Annotated in this window: 28 protein-coding genes and 1 riboswitch; of the genes, 18 read left to right on the top strand and 10 right to left on the bottom strand. The window is 63.2% G+C overall.

Annotated features, from left to right (window positions below; all coding sequences use genetic code 11):
- The 5 genes from GC148_RS11625 to GC148_RS11605 all read right to left on the bottom strand — a co-directional run bounded on the left by GC148_RS11625 (window position 1) and on the right by GC148_RS11605 (window position 1892).
- On the bottom strand, window positions 1-186 hold the full coding sequence (locus GC148_RS11625; protein WP_291070925.1) for a hypothetical protein: 186 nt from the start codon (window positions 184-186) through the stop codon (window positions 1-3).
- Between the two features lie 56 nt (window positions 187-242).
- Entirely contained in the window at window positions 243-659 is a 417-nt protein-coding gene (pspC, locus tag GC148_RS11620) for an envelope stress response membrane protein PspC (RefSeq protein ID WP_291070924.1), read from the bottom strand.
- Window positions 660-671: 12 nt separating this feature from the next.
- Window positions 672-938 carry an envelope stress response membrane protein PspB gene (gene pspB / locus GC148_RS11615; RefSeq protein ID WP_291070923.1) on the bottom strand — a complete coding sequence of 89 codons (267 nt, stop codon included), beginning with the start codon at window positions 936-938 and terminating at the stop codon, window positions 672-674.
- 116 nt (window positions 939-1054) lie between these two features.
- The gene (gene pspA / locus GC148_RS11610; protein WP_291070922.1) at window positions 1055-1735 is read right to left on the bottom strand and encodes a phage shock protein PspA; all 681 of its coding nucleotides are present in this window, start codon (window positions 1733-1735) and stop codon (window positions 1055-1057) included.
- A gap of 25 nt (window positions 1736-1760) precedes the next feature.
- Entirely contained in the window at window positions 1761-1892 is a 132-nt protein-coding gene (locus GC148_RS11605; protein WP_291070921.1) for a hypothetical protein, read from the bottom strand.
- A gap of 211 nt (window positions 1893-2103) precedes the next feature.
- On the opposite strand from GC148_RS11605, the gene pspF reads away from it, so the two are divergent.
- The 4 genes from pspF (at window position 2104) to GC148_RS11585 (ending at window position 5125) form a co-directional block, all read left to right on the top strand.
- A complete protein-coding gene (gene pspF, locus GC148_RS11600; protein ID WP_291070920.1) occupies window positions 2104-3144 on the top strand; it encodes a phage shock protein operon transcriptional activator in 1041 nt (346 codons plus the stop codon).
- A 107-nt stretch (window positions 3145-3251) separates the two neighbouring features.
- The gene (locus tag GC148_RS11595; protein WP_291070919.1) at window positions 3252-3950 is read left to right on the top strand and encodes a WecB/TagA/CpsF family glycosyltransferase; all 699 of its coding nucleotides are present in this window, start codon (window positions 3252-3254) and stop codon (window positions 3948-3950) included.
- Window positions 3951-4048: 98 nt separating this feature from the next.
- Window positions 4049-4639 (top strand): ribosome-associated translation inhibitor RaiA, encoded by a 591-nt coding sequence (raiA, locus tag GC148_RS11590; protein WP_291070918.1) that lies wholly within the window; start codon window positions 4049-4051, stop codon window positions 4637-4639.
- A gap of 21 nt (window positions 4640-4660) precedes the next feature.
- Window positions 4661-5125 (top strand): PTS sugar transporter subunit IIA, encoded by a 465-nt coding sequence (locus GC148_RS11585; RefSeq protein WP_291070917.1) that lies wholly within the window; start codon window positions 4661-4663, stop codon window positions 5123-5125.
- Window positions 5126-5203: 78 nt separating this feature from the next.
- Here GC148_RS11585 and GC148_RS11580 read toward each other — a convergent pair whose 3' ends face one another.
- The 3 genes from GC148_RS11580 to GC148_RS11570 all read right to left on the bottom strand — a co-directional run bounded on the left by GC148_RS11580 (window position 5204) and on the right by GC148_RS11570 (window position 8826).
- Complete coding sequence (locus GC148_RS11580; RefSeq protein WP_291070916.1) at window positions 5204-7393, bottom strand: M3 family metallopeptidase; 2190 nt, start codon at window positions 7391-7393, stop codon at window positions 5204-5206.
- Between the two features lie 80 nt (window positions 7394-7473).
- Complete coding sequence (locus GC148_RS11575; protein ID WP_291070915.1) at window positions 7474-8412, bottom strand: nitronate monooxygenase; 939 nt, start codon at window positions 8410-8412, stop codon at window positions 7474-7476.
- 66 nt (window positions 8413-8478) lie between these two features.
- Window positions 8479-8826, bottom strand: a complete 348-nt coding sequence (locus tag GC148_RS11570; protein ID WP_291070914.1) for a DUF3088 family protein — start codon at window positions 8824-8826, stop codon at window positions 8479-8481.
- A gap of 109 nt (window positions 8827-8935) precedes the next feature.
- On the opposite strand from GC148_RS11570, the gene GC148_RS11565 reads away from it, so the two are divergent.
- From GC148_RS11565 to GC148_RS11515, 11 genes are all read left to right on the top strand, one after another.
- Complete coding sequence (locus tag GC148_RS11565; protein WP_291070913.1) at window positions 8936-9748, top strand: enoyl-CoA hydratase-related protein; 813 nt, start codon at window positions 8936-8938, stop codon at window positions 9746-9748.
- Between the two features lie 3 nt (window positions 9749-9751).
- On the top strand, window positions 9752-10216 hold the full coding sequence (locus GC148_RS11560) for a hypothetical protein (protein WP_291070912.1): 465 nt from the start codon (window positions 9752-9754) through the stop codon (window positions 10214-10216).
- Window positions 10217-10294, top strand: a riboswitch (SAM riboswitch).
- A 69-nt stretch (window positions 10295-10363) separates the two neighbouring features.
- On the top strand, window positions 10364-11296 hold the full coding sequence (gene metA, locus GC148_RS11555; RefSeq protein WP_291070911.1) for a homoserine O-succinyltransferase: 933 nt from the start codon (window positions 10364-10366) through the stop codon (window positions 11294-11296).
- 148 nt (window positions 11297-11444) lie between these two features.
- Window positions 11445-12764, top strand: coding sequence for an ammonium transporter (locus GC148_RS11550; protein WP_291070910.1), 1320 nt, complete (start codon window positions 11445-11447; stop codon window positions 12762-12764).
- Window positions 12765-12846: 82 nt separating this feature from the next.
- Window positions 12847-14010: an acyl-CoA dehydrogenase family protein gene (locus GC148_RS11545; protein ID WP_291070909.1), complete on the top strand. Its 1164-nt coding sequence runs from the start codon at window positions 12847-12849 to the stop codon at window positions 14008-14010.
- Between the two features lie 5 nt (window positions 14011-14015).
- Window positions 14016-14897 (top strand): lysophospholipid acyltransferase family protein, encoded by an 882-nt coding sequence (locus GC148_RS11540; protein ID WP_291070908.1) that lies wholly within the window; start codon window positions 14016-14018, stop codon window positions 14895-14897.
- A complete protein-coding gene (locus GC148_RS11535) occupies window positions 14894-15358 on the top strand; it encodes a GNAT family N-acetyltransferase (RefSeq protein ID WP_291070907.1) in 465 nt (154 codons plus the stop codon). The genes GC148_RS11540 and GC148_RS11535 overlap by 4 nt, the downstream gene beginning before the upstream one ends.
- Window positions 15355-16455, top strand: a complete 1101-nt coding sequence (locus tag GC148_RS11530; RefSeq protein WP_291070906.1) for a DUF3667 domain-containing protein — start codon at window positions 15355-15357, stop codon at window positions 16453-16455. The genes GC148_RS11535 and GC148_RS11530 overlap by 4 nt, the downstream gene beginning before the upstream one ends.
- A gap of 10 nt (window positions 16456-16465) precedes the next feature.
- On the top strand, window positions 16466-16813 hold the full coding sequence (locus tag GC148_RS11525) for an MmcQ/YjbR family DNA-binding protein (protein WP_291070905.1): 348 nt from the start codon (window positions 16466-16468) through the stop codon (window positions 16811-16813).
- 30 nt (window positions 16814-16843) lie between these two features.
- Window positions 16844-18013, top strand: a complete 1170-nt coding sequence (locus GC148_RS11520; RefSeq protein ID WP_291070904.1) for an acyl-CoA dehydrogenase family protein — start codon at window positions 16844-16846, stop codon at window positions 18011-18013.
- A 101-nt stretch (window positions 18014-18114) separates the two neighbouring features.
- On the top strand, window positions 18115-19200 hold the full coding sequence (locus tag GC148_RS11515; RefSeq protein WP_291070903.1) for a glycosyltransferase family 2 protein: 1086 nt from the start codon (window positions 18115-18117) through the stop codon (window positions 19198-19200).
- 12 nt (window positions 19201-19212) lie between these two features.
- Here GC148_RS11515 and GC148_RS11510 read toward each other — a convergent pair whose 3' ends face one another.
- Both GC148_RS11510 and mutM read right to left on the bottom strand, forming a co-directional pair.
- Window positions 19213-19944: an SDR family oxidoreductase gene (locus tag GC148_RS11510; protein WP_291070902.1), complete on the bottom strand. Its 732-nt coding sequence runs from the start codon at window positions 19942-19944 to the stop codon at window positions 19213-19215.
- A gap of 131 nt (window positions 19945-20075) precedes the next feature.
- Window positions 20076-20921, bottom strand: a complete 846-nt coding sequence (gene mutM, locus GC148_RS11505) for a bifunctional DNA-formamidopyrimidine glycosylase/DNA-(apurinic or apyrimidinic site) lyase (protein WP_291070901.1) — start codon at window positions 20919-20921, stop codon at window positions 20076-20078.
- A gap of 49 nt (window positions 20922-20970) precedes the next feature.
- Here mutM and GC148_RS11500 point away from each other — a divergent pair, with 49 nt between their 5' ends.
- The 3 genes from GC148_RS11500 (at window position 20971) to GC148_RS11490 (ending at window position 23772) form a co-directional block, all read left to right on the top strand.
- On the top strand, window positions 20971-21759 hold the full coding sequence (locus tag GC148_RS11500; RefSeq protein ID WP_291070900.1) for a class I SAM-dependent methyltransferase: 789 nt from the start codon (window positions 20971-20973) through the stop codon (window positions 21757-21759).
- 2 nt (window positions 21760-21761) lie between these two features.
- The gene (locus GC148_RS11495; protein ID WP_291070899.1) at window positions 21762-23288 is read left to right on the top strand and encodes an AarF/UbiB family protein; all 1527 of its coding nucleotides are present in this window, start codon (window positions 21762-21764) and stop codon (window positions 23286-23288) included.
- A 169-nt stretch (window positions 23289-23457) separates the two neighbouring features.
- The gene (locus GC148_RS11490) at window positions 23458-23772 is read left to right on the top strand and encodes a hypothetical protein (protein ID WP_291070898.1); all 315 of its coding nucleotides are present in this window, start codon (window positions 23458-23460) and stop codon (window positions 23770-23772) included.
- The last annotated feature ends 135 nt before the right edge of the window (window positions 23773-23907 follow it).

Genomic DNA, 23907 nt, shown 5'->3' with positions numbered 1-23907 from the left:
TCAGGAGGCCCGGACGAAGGAGACCAGAAGGCCGCCTTCCTGATGCGGACGCACGCTGAGCAGCAAGTCGCCGAGTTCCATCGACAGGCCGCCCTGCAACTGGGTCAGGCCAATCGCGACGATCAGGACCGTCAAGGCGAGCGCGCCCAGAACTCGGTTGTTGCGAAGAAGTGTCCCCTTGGTCATTGGTCCGGTCCTTGGTCTGAAAAGAAGTGGTTGAGACGGTTGCATGAGGCTTGTCCTCAGTTGCCCTTTTCAAGGTCGCGGAATTCCTGGCGCAGGCGCCATTCGTCCGAAGTCACGGTGCGTTCGATGTTCTTCAGGCGCTCGTCAAGATCCATGAAGGTGTATTTGATGTTGCCAAACGTCGCGCGCGGGCGATCAGATACGCCGCGCCAGAAAGCGTCTTCCTCGGCGCTGAAGCTGCCATAGCCGATCGGCGCATAGGGGGTGATCACCCAGGCGACGACATAGGCGACGACAATCAGCGGGCCGGCCATGAAGAAGAACATCACGGCGGCCGCAATGCGCACCAGCAGTGGATCCCAGCCGTAGCGTTCGGCAAGGCCGCCGCATACACCGGCCACCACCTTGTCTGTACGTGAACGGAAGAAGCGCTTGGGATTGGGCGAACCGTAAGGATCGTAAGAGCGGGACATGGAGGTGTTTCCTCAGTCTTCAAAAGTTGATCGGGTGGGGCGAGGCGGACGGCGCGGCGCGTCCGCCTCGTTTTTTTCCAGAAGGGCCTCGAGAGTCTCGATGCGGCGCTCCATGGCCTTGGCGGACCGCCACAGGTCTTCGAGCATCCGTTCATCATCCGGCTGCAAGGTCTTCTGCCGGCGCCACAGGGTGACGTAGTGCAGGATCATGCCCGGAAGGATGATGAACAGCGCGACCGTACCGGTGATCGCAACAAGGACGATGGCGGCTTCATCCATCAGGCATCTGCCTCAGCTTTGCGGGTCCGGGCATTGGCGCGGCTTTCCGCGATCAGGCCCGGTGCGCAGATGATTGCAAGCACGCCGATGAGGGTGACTACGGACATCAGCATGGATCAGCCCTCCGCTTTCTTCGCAGCGGTCTTGCCCTTGCGGGCTTTCAATGCGGCGAGTTCCTTCTCGATTGCTTCGTTCTGCTCGAGTTCGGCAAACTCCTGCGCCAGGTTCGGCTCGGCGCCGCGGATGGCATCTGCATAGGCTTCCATCTCGTCGACCTTGCGCTCGAGGTGGGCGTAGCGGGCGATCGCTTCGTCCGCGCGGCCATCATAAAGCTGGCTGCGCATGCGGATGCGCTGCTCGGCGGCCTCGCGGCGGATCACCAAGGCGCGGTGCTTGGACTTGGCTTCGTCGAGCTTGGCCTGCAGCTTCGTGAGGTCTTCCTGACGTTTGGCGAAAGCCTCCTCGGCATAGCCCATGGCGGAAACGCGGCGTTCGATTTCCGATTCCGCTTTCTGTTTCGCCAGAAGCGCGCCGCGGGCGAGGTCCTCGCGGCCCTTGTCGATGGCAAGTTCGGCCTTGGCGGCCCATTCGTCGCGCATGCTTGAGAAATGGACGATGTCGCGTTCCATCTCCTTCTTGTCGGCCATTGCGCGGGCGGCAGCGGTGCGGACTTCGACCAGCGTGTCTTCCATTTCCTGGATGATCAGGCGGGCGATCTTTTCGGGGTTTTCGGCACCATCGAGCATCGCGTTGAGGTTCGAGTTGATGATGTCGCTGAGGCGGGAGAACAGACCCATCTTGAATTCCTTTCTTTAGCCGGGATCAGAAGAAGAAGCCGCCGAGGAACACGCCTGCGGCGAAGAACATCCACGTTTCGGCCGACCGCGTGGACAGCCAGCGGCCGAAACGGCCGGAGTCGGAACGGGGTGGGTAGCGGTAGTCGTGGTCACTCATGGTCTTTTCTGGTCCTTCATGGGGTTGGCAACGCCCGTCGCCTGATGCCTTTTCTGTTTTCAAGGTCCGTGCCAGTTCAAAATTAATTTTATAGTGCATTGAAAAAGCTTGATAAAAAAGTTTTCGAGCGCCTGCGTGAGCGACTTGGTTGGTCAAAATAGCTAAAAAAATAGTCGTTTTCGCAATCAATATTGGCTAAATACACCGCATCATGGACCGTCCGACACAGCTCATCGGTGAATCCCCGGCCTGGCTGACCGCGCTCGAGCATGCGAGCCGCGTCGCGCCGTTGAACCGGTCGGTGCTGGTGATCGGCGAGCGCGGCACGGGCAAGGAACTGGTGGGCGAACGTCTGCACTTCCTGTCGAAGCGCTGGGAAGGGCCGTTTGTGAAGGTCAACTGCGCGGCGATGACCGAGACCCTGCTTGATTCCGAACTGTTCGGACATGAGCGCGGCGCGTTCACCGGTGCGACCGAAATGCGCCGCGGCCGGTTCGAACTGGCCGATGGCGGCACCATCTTTCTCGATGAAATCGCCACAGCCGGCCAGGCGCTGCAGGAAAAGCTTCTCCGCGTGGTCGAGTATGGCGAATTCCAGCGCGTCGGCGGCTCCAAGGTGCTGAACACGAATGTGCGGCTCGTAGCGGCCACCAATGCGGACCTGCCGGGCCTCGCTGAGGCGGGCAAGTTCCGGTGGGACCTGCTCGACCGTCTGTCCTTCGACGTGATCACCTTGCCGCCGCTGCGGGCGCGGCCGGGCGACAAGAGCCTGCTGGCGGATTTCTTCGCCCGACGCATGGCGGTGGAGCTGGCGCAGGACTTTCCGGGCTTTGCTCCGTCAGCGATTGCCGCAATCGAGACGCATGACTGGCCGGGCAATGTGCGCGAGCTGCGCAACTTCGCCGAGCGGCTGGCGCACCGCGCGCTGATCACCGCGCCGGACGATCCGGTGCAGTTCGACCCCGCCGCACTGGACCCGTTTGCCTCGCCCTGGAGACCGTCAGGCGCGCCCGAAAAGCAGTCCATAAACCGTCCAGAAAACGGCCCTGTAGAGACCCCTGACTTATGGACTGTTCCGGGCGGATTTCCGGAGGCGGTGCGCCTCTACGAGCTGCGCCTCCTCGACGCGGCGCTCGCACGTTCCGGCGGCCACCAGGGCCGCGCCGCCGAAGCGCTGGGCCTTACCTACCACCAGCTGCGCGGCCTCCTCAAAAAACACGGCTACGCGAAAGCGGAGAAGAAAAGCGCGTGAGTTGGAACGTGGCTTGCTTGGCTTGGACGCTTCCGTGAAAGGGCAGGGATGGACAAGGTGAACGCACACGCCGGCAAGGTCTGGTCCATGGGCTCGCGTTCGAGCCCATGGAGACGGCGGCGGCGGTGGCGTGGTTGGCGGCGACGGCGTCTGCCGGGGCGCCGTTTTCCTATGTCGTGACGCCGAATACTGATCACCGGGTGCAGCCGGAGCGGGAGCCGGACCTGTGGCCGCTCTACCGGTCAGACGGCCTCATGCTGAATGACAGCCGGATCCTGGCCCGGCTGGCCGGGTTTGACGGGATGGACCTGCCGGCCTCGCCCGGCGCCGATGTCGTGGCCGGCCTGTTCGAGAACGTGATCCGCGCCGATGTGCCGGTGGTGATCATCGGCGGCGTGGACGAGGACATCGCGGCACTCAGGGCGAGGTATGGCCTGACCGACATCCGCTGGCATCAGCCGCCCAACCCTCGACGCAAGAATCCGAAGGCGATCTCGGCGGCAGCCGCCTTCATCCCTGCACACCCGGCGCGGTTCCACTTCCTAAGTGTCGGCGGCCCCCAGCAGGAAATGTTGGCTGCCGCCGCCCTGGGACGCGGCGACGCAGGGAGCGTGGCGCTGTGGTGCGGAGCGAGCCCGGAGTTCCTCTCGGGCCGGGTGGTACGGGCGCCGCGCTGGATGCGGGCGGCGGGTCTGGAATGGCTGTTCCTGCTGGCCTCGCAGCCCCGGCGGCTCGCCTGGCGCCACCTGGTCGAAGGGCCGGCCATCTTCCGGATCTGGCAGGCTGTGCGCCACACAAACGCTTGAAGGTTACAGATTTTTGCCATGGCGCGGTCCTAATGGGGGTCGCGCCGGGGTTTAGTTTGCGCCATACTTCAGACCCGACATGCGCAAAGGAGACGCCCATGCAGATTCAGATCACCGGTAAGCATATGGACCTGGGTGAGGCGCTGCGAGGACGGATCGAGGATGGCCTGGAAGCCGCGGTCGCCAAGTATTTCAACCGGACCGGCGAAGCCAACGTGTTCGTCTCGCAGCATGGCCCGTTCGTGGAAGTCGATTGCAACGTGCACCTGCCGTCTGGAATCGTGCTGCAATCGACCGGCCGCGCCGACGACCCCTATGCTGCGCTGGAGGTCAGCCTCGACAAGATGGAGAAACGGGTGCGCCGCTACAAGCGCCGCCTGAAGGACCACCATGCATCCGCCCCGCAGCCCATGCCGGCGATGCCGGCCTCCGAGGCCCTGATCCGTGTGTCGGAAACGGAAGATTCAGAAGATGGGGGTATGGAAGCAGGTGACGCTCCCCTGACGGTTGCAGAAACGAGCGTGCAGATCCGCACAATGACTGTTTCGGAGGCAGTAATGCAGCTCGAATTGCAAGATGTCCCAGCATTAATGTTCAGGAACGCTGGCCATGACGGCCTGAATATGGTCTACCGCCGCCCCGACGGGCACATTGGCTGGGTCGACCCAGAAAACGCACCTCGCACTTGAGTGAAACGGAACGGTAGATTGATGGCCACCGATTTGAGTGCCCTGCTTCATGGTGGGGTGATCATCCCCCTTCAGGACGTTTCGAGCCGCAAACAGGCGATTCATGTCCTGTGTGAAGCGCTCAGCGAGGCCACCGGGATCGGCGCGCGGGCCATCGAGGATGCCGTGATGGAACGCGAACGACTGGGGTCTACCGGTGTCGGCGAAGGCGTGGCGATTCCGCATGCGCGCTTGCCGGGTCTGGAAAAGCCGGTTGGCGGGTTCATGCGCCTGCTGCACGGCGTCGACTTCGAAGCCATCGATGAGCGGCCCTGCGATCTCGTCTTCATGCTGCTGGCGCCTGATGGTTCGGGCGCGGATCATCTGCGGGCGCTGGCCCAGGTAAGCCGCGTGTTCCGCCAGAGCACGGTGCGCGATGCATTGCGCAAGGCGCGGACCGAAGAGGATGTGCGTGCCGTGATCTGCAAGGAATCAGTCAGCGGCTGACGCGCGGCGATCTCGCGCCGGAAAGAAAAAGCCCCGCCTTCGCTGGCGGGGCTCTTGTTTGTCGAGGCAGGCGCTGTTTCAGTTCGGCGCGGCTTCGGTAAAGCCCCGGTCGCGGAGCAGGGGCTCGATCGACGGATCCGCGCCGCGGAAATTGCGGTAGAGTTCATCCGTCTCACGCAGGCCGCCGGACTGAAAGACCCATTGCTTCAGGCTCGCGGCCAGTGCCGGGTCGAAGATGTCGCCGGTTTCCTTGAACGCAGCGAAACCATCCGAGTCCAGAATATTGGCCCAGAGATAGGCGTAGTAGCCGGCCGAGTAGCCGCCGGCGAAGATGTGGCTGAAATAGTTCGTCCGGTAGCGCGGCTCGATGACTTCAGGAAAGTTGTACTTCTTGAGGACTTCAAGCTCGAAAGCGCGCGCGTCGGTGATCTTCTCGGCTTCTTCCGAGGACAGCATGTGCCAGCTGAGGTCGATCAGCGAGGCGGCGATGAACTCGGTGGTGGCAAAGCCCTGGTTGAAGGTCGCGGCCTTGTTCATCTTGTCGACCAGGTCCTGCGGGATCGGCTCGCCGGTCTCGTAGTGGTGGGCGTAGATCGCAAGCACTTCCGGCTCGATCGCCCAGTGTTCCAGAACCTGCGACGGGAATTCCGAATAGTCCGGCCCACCGAAGGTGCCCGAGTAGGACGCGTAGCGCACATTCGTCAGAAGGCCGTGCAGGGCGTGGCCGAACTCGTGGAACATGGTTTCAACTTCGGTGAACGCCAGCAGCGTGGGCTCGCCGGCCGGCGGCTGGGTGAGGTTCAGGTTGTTGGTGATCAGTGGACGGATCGATTTGCCGCCGATATTGGATTCCTCGCGGTAGGCGCTCATCCAGGCGCCGCCCTGTTTCGACGGGCGGGCATAGATGTCGGCCAGAAACAGGCCGAGCGACTCGCCGGTTTCCTTGTCCGTGACGTCCCAGGCTTCGACGACGGGGTTCCAGGCCTGCACATCGACCGGAGTGAATTCGATGCCGAAGAGCCTGGAAGCCACGGCGAAGGTGCCTTTGCGCACGGCGCTGGCTTCGAGATAGGGGCGTAGCGCGGATTCGTCGAACGCATATTTCTGTGCGCGGACTTTCTCCGAATAGTACCAGTAGTCTTCGCCGGAGATCGTCAACGTGTCGCCGGCGAGGGCCTGCATGTCGGCGATCTCTTCATCTGCGCGCTGCAGCCCGGGCGCCAGGACCTGGGCGAGGAAGTCCATCGCCACGTCAGGCGTTTTCGCCATGCGGTTCTCGAGCACATAGTCGGCATGGCTCTTGTAGCCCATCAGTTCGGCCTTGCGGGCGCGCAGCTGGGCGATCTTGATAGCGGTCGGACCGTTGTCATATTCGCCTGACGAGGCGCGCAGGCGGTAGCCGTCGAACAGCGCGCGGCGCAGCTCGCGGTCTTCGGCCGATTTCATGACGTCCTCGAACACGGCGCGGTCGACACCGATCAGCCAGCGGTCTTCGCCGGGAACCTTCAGAGCAGCCTTGAGGTCGGGCGAAAGGCCGGCCAGGCGGCTTTCATCGGTGACTTCGTATTTGAAGGATTTGGTGGCGTTGAGCAGGTTCTGACCAAACTGGGTGGTCAGGGTCGAAAGCTGCTCGTTGATGGCGCCGACGTCGGCCTGCACGTCCGGCGAAAGACCGGCGCCTGCGCGGACGAAGTTGCGATAGGTCAGTTCGACGAGGCGCGCGTCCTGTTGATCGAGGCCGAGGTTGTCCTTGCGGTCGTAGACCGACTTCACGCGCGCAAAAAGCACGGGATTGAAGGTGACGGCGTTGCGCTCGCGCGTCAGCATTGGGTAGATTTCTGCTTCGAGGGCCTGGATCGTGTCGTTGGTGTCGGTGTTGGACAGGTTGCCGAACACGTTGAGCACCTTGTTGAGTGACTCGCCGGACACTTCGAGCGCGAGGATGGTGTTCTCGAACGTGGGCTCTTCCGGATTGTTGACGATCGCAGCGATCTCGGCGCGCGATTCCAGCATGCCCTTGAGGATGGCGGGCTTGAAATGCTCGTCCTTGATATCGGCGAACGGCGGCAGGCCATAGGGCGTGGCCCACTCGGCGCGGAAGGGATTGCCCTCGAGTTCGGCGTCGGTGACCTGGATCTCCGGAAGCGCCGGCTTGGCTTCCTCGGCAATGCGCTCCACCGGCGCTTCGGCGGGCGTGCTGGCGCAGGCGGTCGCGGCAGCAAGGGCGAGGGCGGCAGCGCCGCCTTTCAGGGCTTCAGTCATGGTCATCACGGATCCTCAGCAAAAGACGTTTGCAGGGGATCTAGCGGGGCTCGGCGCGGATATCCAGTGCGGTCGGCAGAGTCGGCTCAGGCCGGCAGGCGCGCCACGACGCGGTGATATTCCTCCAGCGTCTCCTCGAAAATCTGCGCGACCGGCTTCACCGCGTGGATCCGTCCGGCGACCTGGCCGGTGAGGGCGATGCCCGCTTCAAGATTGCCGCCGAAATAGACTTCCTGAGTGCCGGCAAACTCGCCGAAGATGTTTGGGCTGCCTTCTTTTTCAAGACGCGTGGTGCGCTCGGTCCGCAGCGCGCGCAGGGCCGGGCCGGGGCCGGACCGGTTGAGGAAGACGGTGTCGGTGGAATCGGCGCCCATGATGGCCTCCTTCCAGTTCGGGTGGACCGGGCTTTCGGCGGACGAGAGGATGCGGGTGCCCATCAATACGCCTTCGGCGCCGAGGGCAAAGGCTGCGGCCATAGTGCGCCCATCCATGATGCCGCCGGCCGCGACGACCGGCACGGAGACCTGTTCGCAGACCTGCGGGATGAGGACCATCGAGGCCACGTCCTTGGGATTCTTGAAGCCGCCGCCTTCGCCGCCTTCCACGATCAGGCCGTCAACGCCCGCCTCGATGGCGCGCAAGGCGCCGGCGAGGGAGGGGACGACGTGGAAGACGGTGAGGCCCGCTTCCTTCAGCGCGGCGGTGTATTTCATCGGGTCGCCGGCCGAGGTGGTCACGAAGCGGATGCCCTGGTCGATGATGAAGGGGATGATGCCCGGATCGCGCACAAAGGCCTGCGCGACGTTCACACCGAAGGGCTTGTCGGTGAGGGTCTTCATCTTCTTGATCTCTTCGCGAATGGCGTCGAGTTCACCCGAAGAGGTTTCGATGATGCCCATGCCGCCGGCATTCGAGACGGCGGAGGACAGCTGCGAGCGGGCGATCCATCCCATAGCGGCCTGGATGATCGGCTTGTCGATGCCGAGCATGTCGGTGATGCGGGTTCTGATCGGCGCTGCGGGCATGTCGTTCTTCCTCAGTGTTATCGGGCGTGAGTTGGACGGCCTGACGCAGCGGGAGGCAAGGGGGCATCAATGCCCGCGCGGCACAGGCGTTCCGTGGACGGCGGCGAAATGACGGGCAATCAGGCGGGCGGACGGCAGGTAGGCGCGGCCGCCCGCTTCGGCATAGTCCAGGCCGGGCCCGCGCGGGCTGGCGGGGTGCAACACGAGGGTCGGCGCATTGTGGCGCCCCTCACCCAGAAGGGCCGAGATGGGCCCGCGGGGATGGTCGATGCCGACATAGACGATGTCCAGCGTCTCCTTGAGGGCGGGAAACCAGGACAGCACGCCCCAGATCTCGGCACATTCGGGGCAGAATTCACGCCGGCCATTGGCTTCGAAACCGGGCGGCAGGAGGAAGAGGGTGTCTCTGATCATAGGCGCTCTCTGTTGGACTACGTCTTCTAGCCCGGCGGCAAGTCGCGGTCATCCCCCGTGACATTGGCGCCGACACAGTTAGTCTGGTCCAAGAACGCCGGAGGATAGCATGAGCGCGAACTACGACATCACGAAAGACAAATGGGAGCGGTTCACGTTCGAGCGGAAAGGCCGTGTGCTGTCGGCCTTCATCACATCGTCCCATCCGGTGAACGGCGTCGACGAACAGATGCATACGGAACTCGCCCTGATCTTCAATTGTCTTCAGCGGGACAGTGAAAGCGACCTCATCATCCTCTCCGGCAAGGGCAGGGCCTTTTGTGCAGGCGGGGACTTCGACTGGTTCGAGGAACAGATCGCGCATCCGGAGCGCTTCCGCGCGATCGGATGGGACGCCAAGCAGATCGTGGTCACCCTGTTGCAGATGGAGAAGCCGATCGTCTGCCGGATGAACGGTGCGGCGGCCGGCCTCGGTGCGACGATTGCGCTGCTCTGCGATGTAATCATTGCCGACGAGACAGCGAAGATCGGCGATCCACATGTGAAGGTTGGGCTGGTGGCGGGCGATGGCGGCGCGCTGATCTGGCCGCAGCTAATCGGCTTCGCCAAGGCCAAGGAGCTGTTGATGACCGGCGACCTGCTCAGCGCGCCGGAAGCCCAGCGTCTCGGCTTGATTAATTATGCCGTACCCGGATCAGATCTCGACGCGAAAGTCGATGAGATTGCCGGCAAGATCCTTGCCAACCCGAAATGGGCGGTGCGTTGGACCAAGACGACAGCGAACATCCCGCTGCGGGCGCTTGCGGCCCAGCTGATGGATGCCAGTATCGGCTGGGAGAGCGTGTCAAACTATCTGGGCGACCGGCGTGAGGCCGTGGCCGCATTTAAGGAAAAGCGCGCGCCGAAACTGACCGGTGGGTGACCGATGAGCTGGGGCTTGGTGGATTTCCTGGTCGCTGGCGGATTGATAACTGCGTTCGGCGGCGTATTCGTAATGGGCCTCAGGGCTTCGAACAGTTGGTCCTACAGGGCTGGCTTTGCGCTGGCTCTGCTCACGGGCCTCGCCGTAATATGGTCGGCGCTTGCGGTCGGCATTGTGGGCGATGAAGGGGATCCGGCGGATCTGATGTATGCGGCCATCCTGTTTGGCGGGTTTGTCGCGGCCTGCGCCGTGCGCTTCAGCCCGGGGGGCATGCGACGAAGCCTGTATGCTTTGTCGACGGCGACGGGGGCGGCCAGCTTGGCGGCAATATCAGTTGCCGGCAATGCCCAGGCGCCGGTAATGCTGATGTTCCATACGGTGATCGCGGGTGGGTTCGCAATTTCAGGCTATCTTTGCGGGCGAGCCGCCGTCACGCCAGGACTTGCCGCGCCACCCGGCCCGCGCTAAATGCGCCTTCGTGGTGATTTGGCCGGCCGGCTTGCAGCCACGTTAAACAAGTCGCTAAAGGGCCGAGACGCGGGGAAAAGCTCCCGCCTTTCACCCTCCATAGCGGCTGTTTGTCCTCTGAAGCGGGCCGATGAGGACGAGTTTGTCATGCCGATCAAGATTCCCGATTCGCTTCCGGCTGCGGAAACGCTGCTGAAAGAGGGCGTGGCGGTGATGCGTGATTCCGATGCCATCCGGCAGGATATCCGCCCGCTCCAGATCGCGCTGCTCAACCTGATGCCCAACAAGATCCGTACCGAGACGCAGATTGCCCGTCTAATCGGGGCCTCGCCCTTGCAGGTCGAGCTCACGCTTGTGCGGGTGGGCGGGCACCAGCCGAAGAACACGTCTGCGGAACACCTGATCAGCTTCTATCAGACCTGGGAAGAGATCCGTGAGCGGAAGTTTGACGGCTTCATCGTGACTGGTGCGCCGGTGGAACAGATGCCCTTCGAAGAAGTGACCTACTGGGACGAGCTGCGGCAGATCTTCGATTGGACGGGCACGCATGTGCATTCGCCGTTCTACATCTGCTGGGGGGCGATGGCCGCGGCATACCACTTCCATGGCTTGCCGAAATACCAGCTCGCGGAGAAGGCGTTCGGCGTATTCCGCCAGCGCAACCTGGCCCCGGCGTCGCCTTACCTTTCCGGTTTTTCCGATGATTTCCTGATCCCCGTTTCGCGCTGGACCGAGGTGAAACGCGAAGACGTGCTGGCGCGCCCGTCGCTCGACCTGCTGGTCGATTGCGAGAAGACGGGGCCGTGCCTCCTGCAGGATGCCGGCCGGCGCAGCCTGTTCATGTTCAACCATGTTGAATACGATTCCTTCTCGCTGAAGGAAGAGTTCGAGCGTGACCGGGCGCAGAACATTCCGATCACTGTGCCTCATAATTATTTCCCGGGCGATGACCCGTCGCGCCCGCCTCTCAACCGCTGGCGTAGCCACGCGCATCTCCTGTTCGGCAACTGGATCAACCAAGTTTACCAGTCGACGCCCTATTTGATCGAAGAAATCGGAACGGCGTCCCGCCTTCCGTAGCGGCACGGTGCGCGAGCACAAATGTGTGCTTGCCCGCGCGTCGAAATTTTGGTCAGTCCAACCAGAGTGCAGGCGGACTCAATAGCGGGCGGTCACAACGCCCGCGTTCGGGAATAGCGCTGCAGCAGGACGCTTTGGGAGGGCTCCGATGATGAATACCAAACCAGCTTCCCGTGCCGGTCTGGCGCGCGCGGCGATCATGCTCGCGATGATGCTGTCCGGCGCTGGCGCCGCTTGGGCAGACACGGGTGACACGGCCTGGATCCTCACTTCGACCGCGCTGGTGCTGTTCATGACGTTGCCCGGCCTGGCGCTCTTCTATGGCGGCCTGGTCCAATGGAAAAACCTGCTGTCGGTCTTGTCGCAGTGTCTGGCGATTGCCTGCCTGATGTCGGTTCTCTGGTTCGTTGCCGGTTATTCGATTGCGTTCGGTGACGGAAACGGGCCGGCGGCAGGCGCGGGCCAGATCTGGGGCGGGTTCAGCAAAGCGTTCCTTGCCGGAATTGCGCCTGGTGCCACTGTCGGAACGATACCCGAGACGGTCTTCGTGATGTTCCAGATGACCTTTGCGATCATCACGCCAGCCTTGATAGTGGGGGCTTATGCAGAACGCGTGAACTTTGCGGCCGTCCTGGCCTTCAGCGGCCTCTGGCTTCTCCTCGTCTATGCGCCAGTCGCCCACTGGGTCTGGGGTGGTGGTTGGCTGGCCGAATTGGGCGTGAGCGATTTTGCCGGAGGTCTGGTTGTGCACGCGACGGCCGGAGTGAGTTCACTCGTCTTCGTACTGCTGATGGGTAAGCGTGCTATCTTTCCAGCCGAATTGCGCCCGCCGCACAATCCGGCTTTCGTTATGCTGGGCGCAGGGATGCTCTGGGTCGGCTGGTTTGGATTCAACGCAGGTTCCGCGCTCGGCGCAAATGCGGCGGCCGGACACGCGATGCTGATAACGCATCTTTCAGCCTCAACTGCGGCGCTGGTCTGGATGGCGATCGAATGGGTCAAGTATGGCAAGCCGACCCTTGTCGGCATTGCAACCGGCACAATCGCCGGACTTGCGACCATCACGCCGGCCGCAGGCTCGGTCGGTCCTGCCGGAGCGCTGCTGATTGGCGCGGCCGCGGCGTGTACCTGCTACATGGCGGTCGTCTATGTCCGAGGCCGCTGGAAGATCGATGACAGCCTCGACGTCTTCGCGGTTCACGGAGTGGGGGGAATCCTCGGCACATTGCTGATTCCATTCCTGGCTTCCTTCGGTCCGTTGGCGCCGGGTCTGGGTGACATCACATTCGCCGACAAGCTTTTGGCTCAATTGACCGGCGTCGTCAGTGTTTGCTTGTATTCGGCGATCCTGTCGGCCGGGATCCTTCTGACGATCCGTCGCGTCGTCGCGCTGAGGGTTAGTGCCGAAGATGAAACCAATGGACTCGATTCCTCCACGCATGGCGAGTCGGCCCATGGGCACGGCTGATCGTGACGACTGCGTGCTTCGCGCTTGAAGATGGCGACACCAGGCCCTTTCGTACCGCGCCAAAGAAGGCTCTAATCCCGCCATGACCACCAGCTTTGCCGCCGAGCCTGAACACGTGACCGAGATCCGCCGCCAGCTGTCGCGCTGGGTGGCGGAGAAGATGCCGCGCGAGAAACGGCGGGAATGGGACAAGGCCGCCACCTGGGACCGTATCCTGTTCCGCGAACTCGCCGGGATGGGCCTGATCGGACTGACCATCCCCGAAGAATATGGCGGACAGGGCGAAGATATCTATGCGGCCGCGGCCGTCATCGAGGAGCTCTGCCAAGGTGGGCCAAGCATGGCCGGGCCGTTCATTCATGCGGCCTTCTATGGCGGGCTGAATATCTCCGAGAACGGATCGAAGGAACAGAAGGAAGCGCTGCTGCCGAAGCTGGCGCGCGGTGAGATGTTCCTTTGCTACGGTCTGTCTGAACCGAACGTGGGCGGGGACCTGCCGAGTGTCGAGACGCGGGTAGTGCGCAAAGACGGAGAGCTCGTCCTCAACGGCGCGAAGCGCTGGTGCACAGGCGCGGACTGGTCGGACTATATCTACTGCCTGTGTCGCTCGGGCGAACCGGGCGACCGGCACGGCAATCTCACATTCGTGCTGGTCCCGACCAAGGCCAAGGGCGTGTCGATGCAGCCCATCGAACATTCGAACCTGCGCTACACCCATTCGATGGACGTCTACCTGGACGATGTGCGCCTGCCGGAAACGGCCATCGTCGGCGGACCGGAAAAGTGGAACAAGGGTTGGGAAGCGCTGGCGGGACGCGCCCTGGACGTCGAGAAGATCGAGATCACGGCTGTGGCCTACGGCATCGCACGGGCGGCATTGGAAGAAGCCTGGAAATATGCCGGCGAGCGTGTCCAGTTCGGAAAACCCATCGGCAAGCATCAGGCGGTCGCGCATAAGCTGGTGACGGCACGCACCAAGCTCGCGGCCTGCCGGCATATGCTCTACCATGCGGCCTGGCTGGCGGGGGAGGGAAAGCCCTGTTCGGCCGAGACCGCGATGGCAAAACTGTTCGTCGCCGATACAGGCATAGAGATCGGCCTGATCTGCCAGCAGGTCATCGGAGCGTATGGCCTGTCTGATGCCTATGACATCGAGCGCAACGTTCGCGAACTGCTCAGTATGCCGATCGTCGGCGGCTCGTCGGACATGCAGAAGAACAATCTGGCGCGGATGTGGCGGCTTTGAGCAACGTGGACCACGTCCCGGAGCTGTCCTACGCCGCGTATTTCGGCGATCCGCTGAAGCGGCGCCTAGTCCAGGCGGTTGAGCGCCTGTCTGGCCAGCCCAGAATCAAGAAACTGTATGATCACTACCGCGCCGACCTGTCGCGCGATGTCCCCTTTTTTGAGGCGGCGATCCGGCTACTGGATCTCGACGTCCAGTTCTCCGCCAGCAAACATGCACTGATCCCGCGCGACGGTCCTCTGGTCGTCGTCGCAAACCATCCCTTTGGCGTACTCGATGGTCTGATCATCAGCTGGCTGATCAGCCTGCGCCGAACGGACTTCAAGGTGCTGACCAATTCCGTGCTCGACGCCTTGCCCGAGGCGCGGCCATACTTGCTGCCGGTAGACTTTGCCGGAACGCGCGAAGCCGTCGAGGCTAATGTGACCATGCGGCGGGACGCGCTCGCGCATGTGAAAGGCGGCGGGTGTATTGTGGTATTTCCAAGCGGCGGTGTAGCGACGACGCCGAGGCCTTTTGATCCGCTGGCGGTGGACGATGAATGGAAGCCCTTTACGGCGAAACTGATCACGCAGTCACGTGCGCACGTCACGCCGGTCTTCTTTGATGGCCAGAACTCGCGCCTGTTTCAGATCGCCTCCCACCTGTCGCTGGAACTCCGGCTTGCGCTGGTTTTCCGCGAAGTGCGCAGGCGTATGGGCAAGACGCTGCGCGTCGAGATCGGCGAAACCCTGACGCCTGAGGCCATCGAGATGGCCGGAAAGCGCCGTGGCCTGATGGAATACCTGCGCGAGCAGACCTATGCGTTGGCGCCTGACGGCAAAGCGCCGCGCTATCGCGAGGCGGGCGCGAGGTTCCAGGCCAACAAGCCGAAGATCTTCAGATGAAGCCCGGCGTCGAGATCTGTTCGGCGCAGCCGGAAGATGCGTCGGAAATTGCTGAGATCCACAGGGCGGCGCGCGCGGCCGCGATGCCATGGCTGACGGTCGTGCACTCGCCCCGCGACGTGCGGCACCATTTCGAGACGGTCGTCTTGCCCGGTACCGATGTCCGGGTTGCCAAGATCGATGGTATGATTTCCGGGTTCATGGCGCTTCGCGGTAACTGGATCGATCATCTCTACCTCGCGCCGGACACCTGGCGCCAAGGTTTGGGTCGGCGGCTGCTGCAGGAAGCGATGGCAACCCGCGCCGAACTTGAGTTGTGGACCTTCCAGCGCAATGATCGCGCGCGCCGGTTTTACGAATCCTTTGGGTTCAAGGTTGTTGAGTTCACCGATGGATCAGCGAATGAAGAGCGTGAACCGGACGTGCGCTATGTCTGGATGCGTTCAGGGGAACAGGCATGAGTGACGAGTTCAGCGGCGCGGCGGAGGGGGCCTTCGAGCATCTGGCGGCCGATTCGGTTGCGGGTCTTGCGGGGGCAAAGCCGGGTCCGGGCGGCGAAACCTGCCTCAATTGCGGCGCCATGCTTGCGGGTGATTTCTGCCAGGATTGCGGCCAGAGCGGACGCAGCATCCGCAAGCCGTTCTGGTCGCTGCTTGGCGAAAGTCTCGAGACGTTCTTTTCGCTGGATGGCCGGATTGCCCACACCCTGCCGGACTTGATGCTGCATCCGGGCCGGATCACACGCGCCTATCTTGATGGCCAGCGCACCCGGTTCATCCCGCCTTTCCGCCTGTATGTGTTCGCGTCACTGGTTTTCTTTGTCCTGTTGCCTTTGGTGACAGGGCAGGGGATCAGCATCCGGACCGATGGCGGGCGTTCCATCGCAGAGGCTCGCGCAGAGATCGAACAATCCTACGCGGACGGAGAGACCACCGAAGAAGAATATCTCAAGCAGGTGCATGCGCTCGACGCGGTTGAGGCCGCCTGGAAGGGCGGCATCCCGGGTCTGGTGCCCGAACCGCCGGCTGCGCCGGGCGATGTGAGTGCCGACAGTGCGCCGCAGGAAGAATGGGCTGGCTTCGTGCCGCAGGAAGCCATTGATGCGATGCGGGAGGCCGGCGAGCGTGGCAATCCGGAAGCTGCTTCCTTCGCCGAGGTCATGGAAGATCCGATGCGCCTGGCCGCCAAGACGCAGGAATGGATCCCTCGGATGATGTTCGTGCTGCTTCCGGTCTATGCCTGCCTGTTGGGTGTGGTTTACCTCTGGCGGCGGCAATTCCTGTTCTTCGATCATCTGATCGTGTCGCTGCATTTCCATGCGGCGCTGTTTCTTGCCATGTCGGCCGGATTTCTGGTGTCGATGCTGATCGGGATGGGGTGGGTGGTTCTGGCGCTGGTGGTCTATTCGAACTGGTATCTCTACCGGCTGAACCGGGTCGTCTACGGGCGCGGGAAGTTTGCTTCGATTGTGCGAACCGCCCTGCTGGACAGTGTCTATTTCGGCATCATCCTTTCAGCCCTGCTTGCAGCGGCAATCCTGGGTGCCCTGTCCCTGTGAGGAGGATGGTGTGATCGAGCCCGTCACTCTGCGTGCCGCCGCGCTGGCATTGCCCCGGGCGATCGAGAAGCCCCATTTTGACTGGACGAGTTTCCGCGTCGATGCGCTGAAGGGGAAGATTTTCTGCACGCTGCCACCACACAACGAATTCGCGAACGTGTTCCTGACGCCGGACGAACAGCAGATGCTCTGCTCGGTCAAGCCATCGATCTTCTTTCCCGTGCCGAACAAATGGGGTGAGAAGGGCGCGACCTCGATCCATCTCAAGGCCTGCGACGCCGCCACGCTGCGCTCGGTACTGGCGATGTCTTGGCGTCATGCGGCGCCGGCGCGGCTGCACAGCGAACTCAAGCCTTGAACCCGGCGACAAAGCGGCTAGCGTCAGCCCATGCCCGATACCGTCCCGTCCAACGATCCGATCTCTGCCGTCCAACCTCTGCTGGCTGAACTCGCGGCCCGCGCCGCCGAGATGGAAGACGCCCGCCGCCTGCCGGCCGACCTTGCGCAGAAACTCGCCGCCGCAGGGGTGTTCCGTATGGTGACGCCGAAGCGTTTCGGCGGGTTGGAATCGACGCCGCGCGAGATCGTCGAGATCACCGAGACCCTGGCGCGCGCAAATGCCAGCGCCGGATGGTGCGCCATGATTGCCTCCACGACAGCGCTCAATGCCGCCTATATGGCGCCGCAGTATGCTGCGGAAATTTATGCTAATCCGATGACGATCACGGGCGGCGTGTTTGCGCCCATGGGCCGCGCCGTGGCCGAGGGCGATCATTACCGGGTCAGCGGCCGGTGGCAGTGGGGCTCCGGTTCGGCCAACTGCACCTGGCTGTGCGGTAGTTGCACGATCTGGGAGAATGGCGAGATGAAACGCCTGCCGTCCGGCGCGCCGGATACGCGGATGATGGTGTTTCCCGCTGCCGAGGCCACGCTGATCGACACCTGGCATGTGATGGGGCTGAAGGGCACCGGGTCCGGCGACTTCGAGGTGAAGGACATCCTGGTTCCGGCCGGCCGCTCGGTCTCGCTCGTATCCGACAAGCCGCGGGAAGCGGGCGCGCTCTACAAGTTTCCGGCGTTCGGGCTGTTGTCATTGGGCGTCTGCGCCGTTGCGCTAGGCAATGCGCGCGGGGCGCTCGACGCGTTCCATGCCCTCGCGACGGTCAAGAAGAGCCAGGGCTCGTCCAAGACGCTTTCCGAGCGGCAATCCATGCAGGCGGACTTCGCCGCGTGCGAAGCGCAATGGCGGGCCGCGAGGGCTTACCTATATTCCGAGATCGACCGGGTCTGGTCGATCGCGCAGGAAACGGACGACATTCCCATGAGTGTTCGCGCCGATCTCCGGCTTGCCTGCACCCATTTGACGCGCACCGGCGCCGATATCTGCCGCACGATGTATGACCTCGGCGGCGGCGCGGCCCTGTTCGAGGCGAGTGACCTCCAGCGGCGGTTCCGCGACGCGCATGCGATCACGCAACATATCGTAACGGCGCCCTCGACGCTGGAGCTTGTCGGACGGGTCTTGTTCGGTCTGCCGACTGATGGCGGCATGATCTGATCGGCGTTCGTTAACCACCCCGCTCAGCGGGGGGGGTGACGTTTTCGGCGTGGCCTGATATTTGCTGCTATCGATAAATGCTCACGCAAGAGGCAAGGACTTTGGACACGTTGCCGCCGCCGACGGCCTCGGACGCCGCTCGAAAGGCGCCCGCACCTGCATTGTCCGTGATCATCACGAACTACAATTACGCCCGATACCTTCCTGCTGCAGTTGAAAACGTTCTGTCTCAGGGTGAGGCAATCGAGCTGATCGTGGTGGACGATTGTTCGACCGACAATTCGCGTGAAGTGATCGAGTCTTACGGGGACAAGCTGATCCCGGTCTTCCTGCCGGTCAACAGCGGGCAGGGCGCGGGCTTCAATGCCGGCTTCGCCCAGGCGCATGGCGAACTGGTGATGTTCCTTGATGCGGACGACTTTCTCCTGCCGGGCGCAGTGAAACGTATCCTCGCCAACCGCAAGCCGGGCGTTTCGCTGTACCTTTACCCGATGCGCTATACGAACCCCAAAGCCGAACTCGGCGGTATCCATCCGCCGCGCGGGTTTTCCAAGGGCGACATTTCGGCCGAACTGCGCGAGCGCGGACGGTATGACGGCACCATCACGTCAGGCATGGTTTTCGACCGTGTGCGGATGGAAAGATATATGCCGATGGACGCGGAAGCCTTCCGATATGGCGGCGACGGACACGTTGCTGTGGCTGCGCCGCTGTATGGCGCGGTCAGTTGCGAAGCGGATGTCATATCAGCCTATCGGCTGCATGACGCGCAACACACCCGCGCCAGCCTCGAAGCCTTGGCGAGGCGGGCTCGCTGGCGGATCGAACACGACCATGCGCGCTATGCCGTGCTGCGCGATCATGCCGCGCGGTTGAACCTGCCCGTTGGCGCTGCGCTGGGCGAGTCGGACTCTTACCACATCAAGGAACGCCTGATTTCGCTGATGTATGCGCCGGACCTGCATCCGGTGCCGACAGACACGATTCCCGATCTTCTGCGCCGCTGCCGGGAATTGACACTGTCGCAAGGCACGGGCCTGTTCCGCCATGTTCGCGCAGCGCGCTTCACTCTGCTGCGCTACCTGCCCACGGGCCTGCGCAAGCAGGTGTTCGGCTATGAGGTCAATCCGGCCTCCCGGCCGGCCTGGTTCAAATCGCTGGTCAAGTTCCTACGCAGCCTGCGCTGAGCCGAAGGCCCGCTACCACATCTCGCACCAGGGGCGCAGGTCCAGTTCATGGGTCCATGCCGAACGGTGCTGATGGTGCAGCCAGACATAATTCTTCGCGATCTCGTCTGGAATGAGCAAACCGTCACGCGCGCGGCGTTCATCTGCATCGGGCAGGTTTTCCCGGATGAACCCGCTGTCGATGGCGCCGTCGATCACGACATGCGCAACATGGATGCCCTGGGGGCCGAGTTCGCGGGCCATGGATTGGGCGAGCGCCCGCAACGCGTGCTTGGCGCCGGCAAAGGCTGAGAAGCCGTCCCGGCCGCGGACACCTGCCGTCGCGCCTGTGAACAGGATCGTGCCGCGTCCTCGCGGTTTCATCACGCGCGCCGCTTCGCGTCCGGCAAGGAAGCCGGAATAAGCCGCCATCTCCCAGACCTTCTGGTAGACGCGCCCCGTTGTCTCGGTAATGCCAAAGCGGACATTGGCGCCGATATTGAACACGCAGACTTCAAGCGGGCCGACCTCGGCCTCGATCTGGTCGACCAGTGCAATGGTTGTGTCTTCCTCGCGCGCATCGACGCCAAAGGCGCGCGCCTTGCCACCCTGCGCTTCGATCATGGACACAAGGCTGGAGAGGGAGTCGAGATTGCGCGGGCGGCGCGTGACGCAGGCCACGAGACCATCCTTTGCAAATGCCCGGGCGATGGCGCCGCCTGTCGCATCGCCGGCCCCCACGATCAATGCTGCGCTCTGTGACATCGCCTTCTCCCGTTTCTTTTCGGAACTTACCTTTACGCAGGCCAGCTCCCCGCACAAGGCGCCGGGCTAAACTGAGCAATCAGCCGAACTCTGCAAAGCAGGATTGGCCGCATCCGTCAGACAACGCGGCCTCAGCGTTGGCAGGCCGGGCAGTAGAAGGTCGACCGCCCCGATTGCACGATCCGCTTCACGATCGATCCGCAATGTTTGCAGGGCTCACCTTCGCGGTCGTAGACGTCGAACCGGTGCTGGAAATAGCCGAGCGCACCGTCCGTCGCGGCGAAGTCCGAAATAGAAGATCCGCCAGCCGCAATAGCCTCGGCGATGATGGCATTGACGGCCGGAGCGAGCCGCGCGGCGCGTTGACCGGGAACGGAGCGCGACAGGCGTTTGGGCGAAATGCCCGCCCGGTAGAGCGCCTCGCAGACATAAATGTTGCCGAGCCCAGCGATGATCGACTGGTCAAGCAGGGCCGCTTTGATCGGCGCAGCCTTTCCGGCGAGTGCCCGGTCCAGGTAAGCGGCTGAAAATCCGTTCGAAAGTGGCTCGGGCCCGAGATCCTTTAACCTTGGATAAGCCCCGAAATGCTCGGCCGGCCAGAGTTCCATGAAGCCGAACCGGCGCGGATCGTTGTAGGTGACCGTCTCGCCGCCTTCCATGTGGAAGACGACATGGTCGTGCGCCAGTGCGCCGCCGGTCGTGTGATGGAAGCTGCCCGGCTGCCCTCCGGCAATCGTGAAGCGCCCGGTCATGCCGAGGTGCATCACCAGCACTTCCCCCGTGGAGAGATACGCCGCCAGGAATTTCGCCTGCCGCGCGAGCCGGTCGATCCGCGCATTGGCTACCCGCTCCGCGAACCGGTCGGGGAGGGGAAAGCGCAGGTCCGCTCGCCGCTGTTCCAGCCGCAGGATGCGCCTACCCTCCATGACGGGGGCAAGTCCGCGGCGAACTGTCTCGACTTCAGGTAATTCAGGCATCCTTATCGCATATACGCTAAGCAGGCGGCGGCATGTAAGGTGGCTCGGCATGGCTGGAACGGACGAAACACAGCGCAAAGTCTCTTTCGGGTTCGAAGAGGTGACGGAGGCCGAGAAGGTCGCCCGCGTCAAAGGCGTGTTCCGCTCGGTCGCTTCCCGCTACGACTTGATGAATGATCTGATGAGCGCCGGCGTCCACAGGCTGTGGAAGCATGATGCGATGAACAAGGTGAACCCGCAGCCGGGCGAACGTCATCTCGACGTCGCCGGCGGCACCGGGGAGCTGGCGCGGGCTTTCCTGGATCTCGCGGACAAGGCGGGCGCACGGCGCGGCGATACCCGTCAGGCGACCGCCATCGTATGCGATATCAACGATGCCATGCTGGAAGCCGGCAAGGCGCGGTCCGACAATGCCAAATGGGCAGGCCGGCTAGACTGGGTGTGCGCGGATGGCCAGAAGCTGCCCTATCCGGACAAGAGCTTTGATGTGGTCACCGTTTCCTTCGGCATCCGCAATTTTGCCGACCGTGTGGCGGGCCTGCGCGAATTCCGGCGCGTGCTGAAGACCGGTGGGCGCCTTGCCGTGCTCGAGTTCAGCCACATGACGGCGCCGCTCTTCCAGCAGGCCTACGATGGCTACAGCTTTGCCGTGATCCCGCCGCTCGGCAGCCTCGTTGCAGGCGACCGGGAAAGCTACCAATACCTTGTCGAATCGATCCGCCGGTTCCCGGAGCAATCCGTGTTCAAGGCCGAGATCGAAGACGCCGGTTTCAAGCAAGTCTCCGTCACCAATTATTCCGGCGGCATCGCCGCGCTCCATTTCGGCTGGGCGGTCTAGAGGTGCTGAAGGCGCTCTCCGACTACAGGCGCCTCATGCGGGCGGGCACAGCGCTCGCCCGGCATGATGTCGTTCTGCCGGGTGCGTACCAATCCCGCCTGCCTTTGCCGGCGCGCATCGCGGGCAGCGTGCTGCGCCTTATTGGCGGCGGCGCCAAGGGTCGGCCCGGCCAGAGACTTGCGCGCGCGCTGGAAGGGCTCGGGCCCGCCTATATCAAGCTCGGCCAGTTTCTAGCCACGCGGCCGGACGTTTTCGGCTCCGAAGTGGCCGGCGACCTGTCGCGCCTGAAAGACCAGCTTCCGCCCTTTTCCATGAAAGAAGCCCGCGCGGCACTGGTCGCCGAGTTCGGCGACGCAGAGGCTGCGCGCCTGTTTCCCGGCTTGTCGGAGCCCGTCGCTGCCGCCTCGCTGGCGCAGGTCCACCAGATGGCCTTGCCGGACGGCGACCGGGCGGTGAAGATTCTCCGCCCCGGCATCGAACGCCAGCTCGAACTTGAACTCTCGGCCATGCGGCGCGCCGCGCGCACCCTCGAAGGCGTCTCCAGCGAAAGCCGGCGCCTTCGCCCGGTAGCCTTCACCGAGACCATCTCGAACGCCATGCTGCGCGAACTGGACCTGCGCCTCGAAGCGGGCGGCGCTGACGAGATGCACGCCATCCACCAGAAGACAGGCTATTTCGACATCCCGAAAGTCGATTGGGAACGCACGGGCCGCCGTGTGCTCACGATCTCCTGGATCGACGGTACGCCGTTGACCGCGCCCGGTGTTCTTGACCGCCCGGGGCTTGACCGGAAAAAGTTAGCCAACGACATCACGCAAGGCTTCCTCGCCAGCGCCATCGAACACGGCGTGTTCCATGCCGACATGCACGAAGGCAACGCCATCCTCACGCCGGAAGGCCGGATCGCGCTCGTCGATTTCGGCATCATTGGCCGGATCGGTCCGATGGAGCGCCGTTTCCTTGCGGAAATCCTGTGGGGCTTCCTGAAGCGCGATTACATGCGCATTGCCGAAGTGCACTTCGAAGCGGGCTATGTGCCGCCGAACCAGTCGGTCGGCGATTTTGCGCAGGCGCTGCGGTCGATCGGTGAACCCCTGTTCGGCCGGCCGGCCGAAGAAGTCTCAATGGGCCGGGTATTATTGCAGCTGTTTGATTACACGCATACGTTCGGCATGGCGCTGCGGCCTGAGCTCGTCCTGCTGCAGAAAACGATGGTGCAGGTCGAAGGCGTGGCCCGTACGATCGATCCGTCGCACAATATCTGGAACGCATCCGAGCCCGTCATCGAAGGCTGGATGCGCCGAAATTTCGGTCCCGAGGGCGCCGTGCGGATGATCACCGAAAACGTCCGTGAAGTGACGAACCGGCTGAAACGGTTGCCGGAGTTGATGGACCGTTTCGAGAAAAGCCTCGACGTGGAGCCAGCGCCGCCGCCCGCACCGGAGCGCTTTGCGCCCTGGTGGGGCTGGTTCGGCCTGATCGCAATCCTAGCGGGCCTCGCGGCCTGGGCCGTGCGCGCCGTTAATTAGGCGCCGCCGCGGTGACCTCTTCCGGCGCGGACGCCGAGCGGCATGGGACGCGAATTTCTCGCGGGTCCGGCTTGTTCGGCCCGTGTGAACTCCCGCACGGGGCGTAACCGGTTAAGGGATTGTAAAGTATGGGTTAGCGTGTCCGGGTTGCCGTCCAGGGAGCCCACCGATGAAACGCAGCCTCGTAGCCCTTCCAGCGCTTCTTTGCCTCGCCGCTCCTGCCTTCGCCGATACCTGCTCTGCCGCCACCGAAGCCGCGACGCGCGCGGCGCTGGACCGCGCAGCTGACGCAGGTCGCCGCACGGCGGTTGTGCGCGTCAAATGCGACGGCGCCAACCAGGCATTCGTGCTCCACCGAGTCGGCGAGAGCTCCATCACGGTCCGCGAAGTGAAACGCGGCGAGGGCAACAAAGGGGTCTCCGCAAGTTCCAAAAAGGACTTCAGCAGCTCGTCCCAGTCCCGTGTGATTCGCGTCGGCGACTAGGTGTGATCTTTCAATAGGTTGTCCATTCGGGCCTGACCGAGGAGATTGAGGTTGCGAGACTTCAACTCCAGGAAAGGACACCGAATGGACATCCACGAGAATGCCCGCACCACACCGCATAGTCGAGCCGAGATT

It is taken from the genome of Hyphomonas sp. (genome assembly GCF_016125515.1).
Classification (GTDB): domain Bacteria; phylum Pseudomonadota; class Alphaproteobacteria; order Caulobacterales; family Hyphomonadaceae; genus Hyphomonas.
This window is presented reverse-complemented; position numbering and strand designations above follow the sequence as displayed.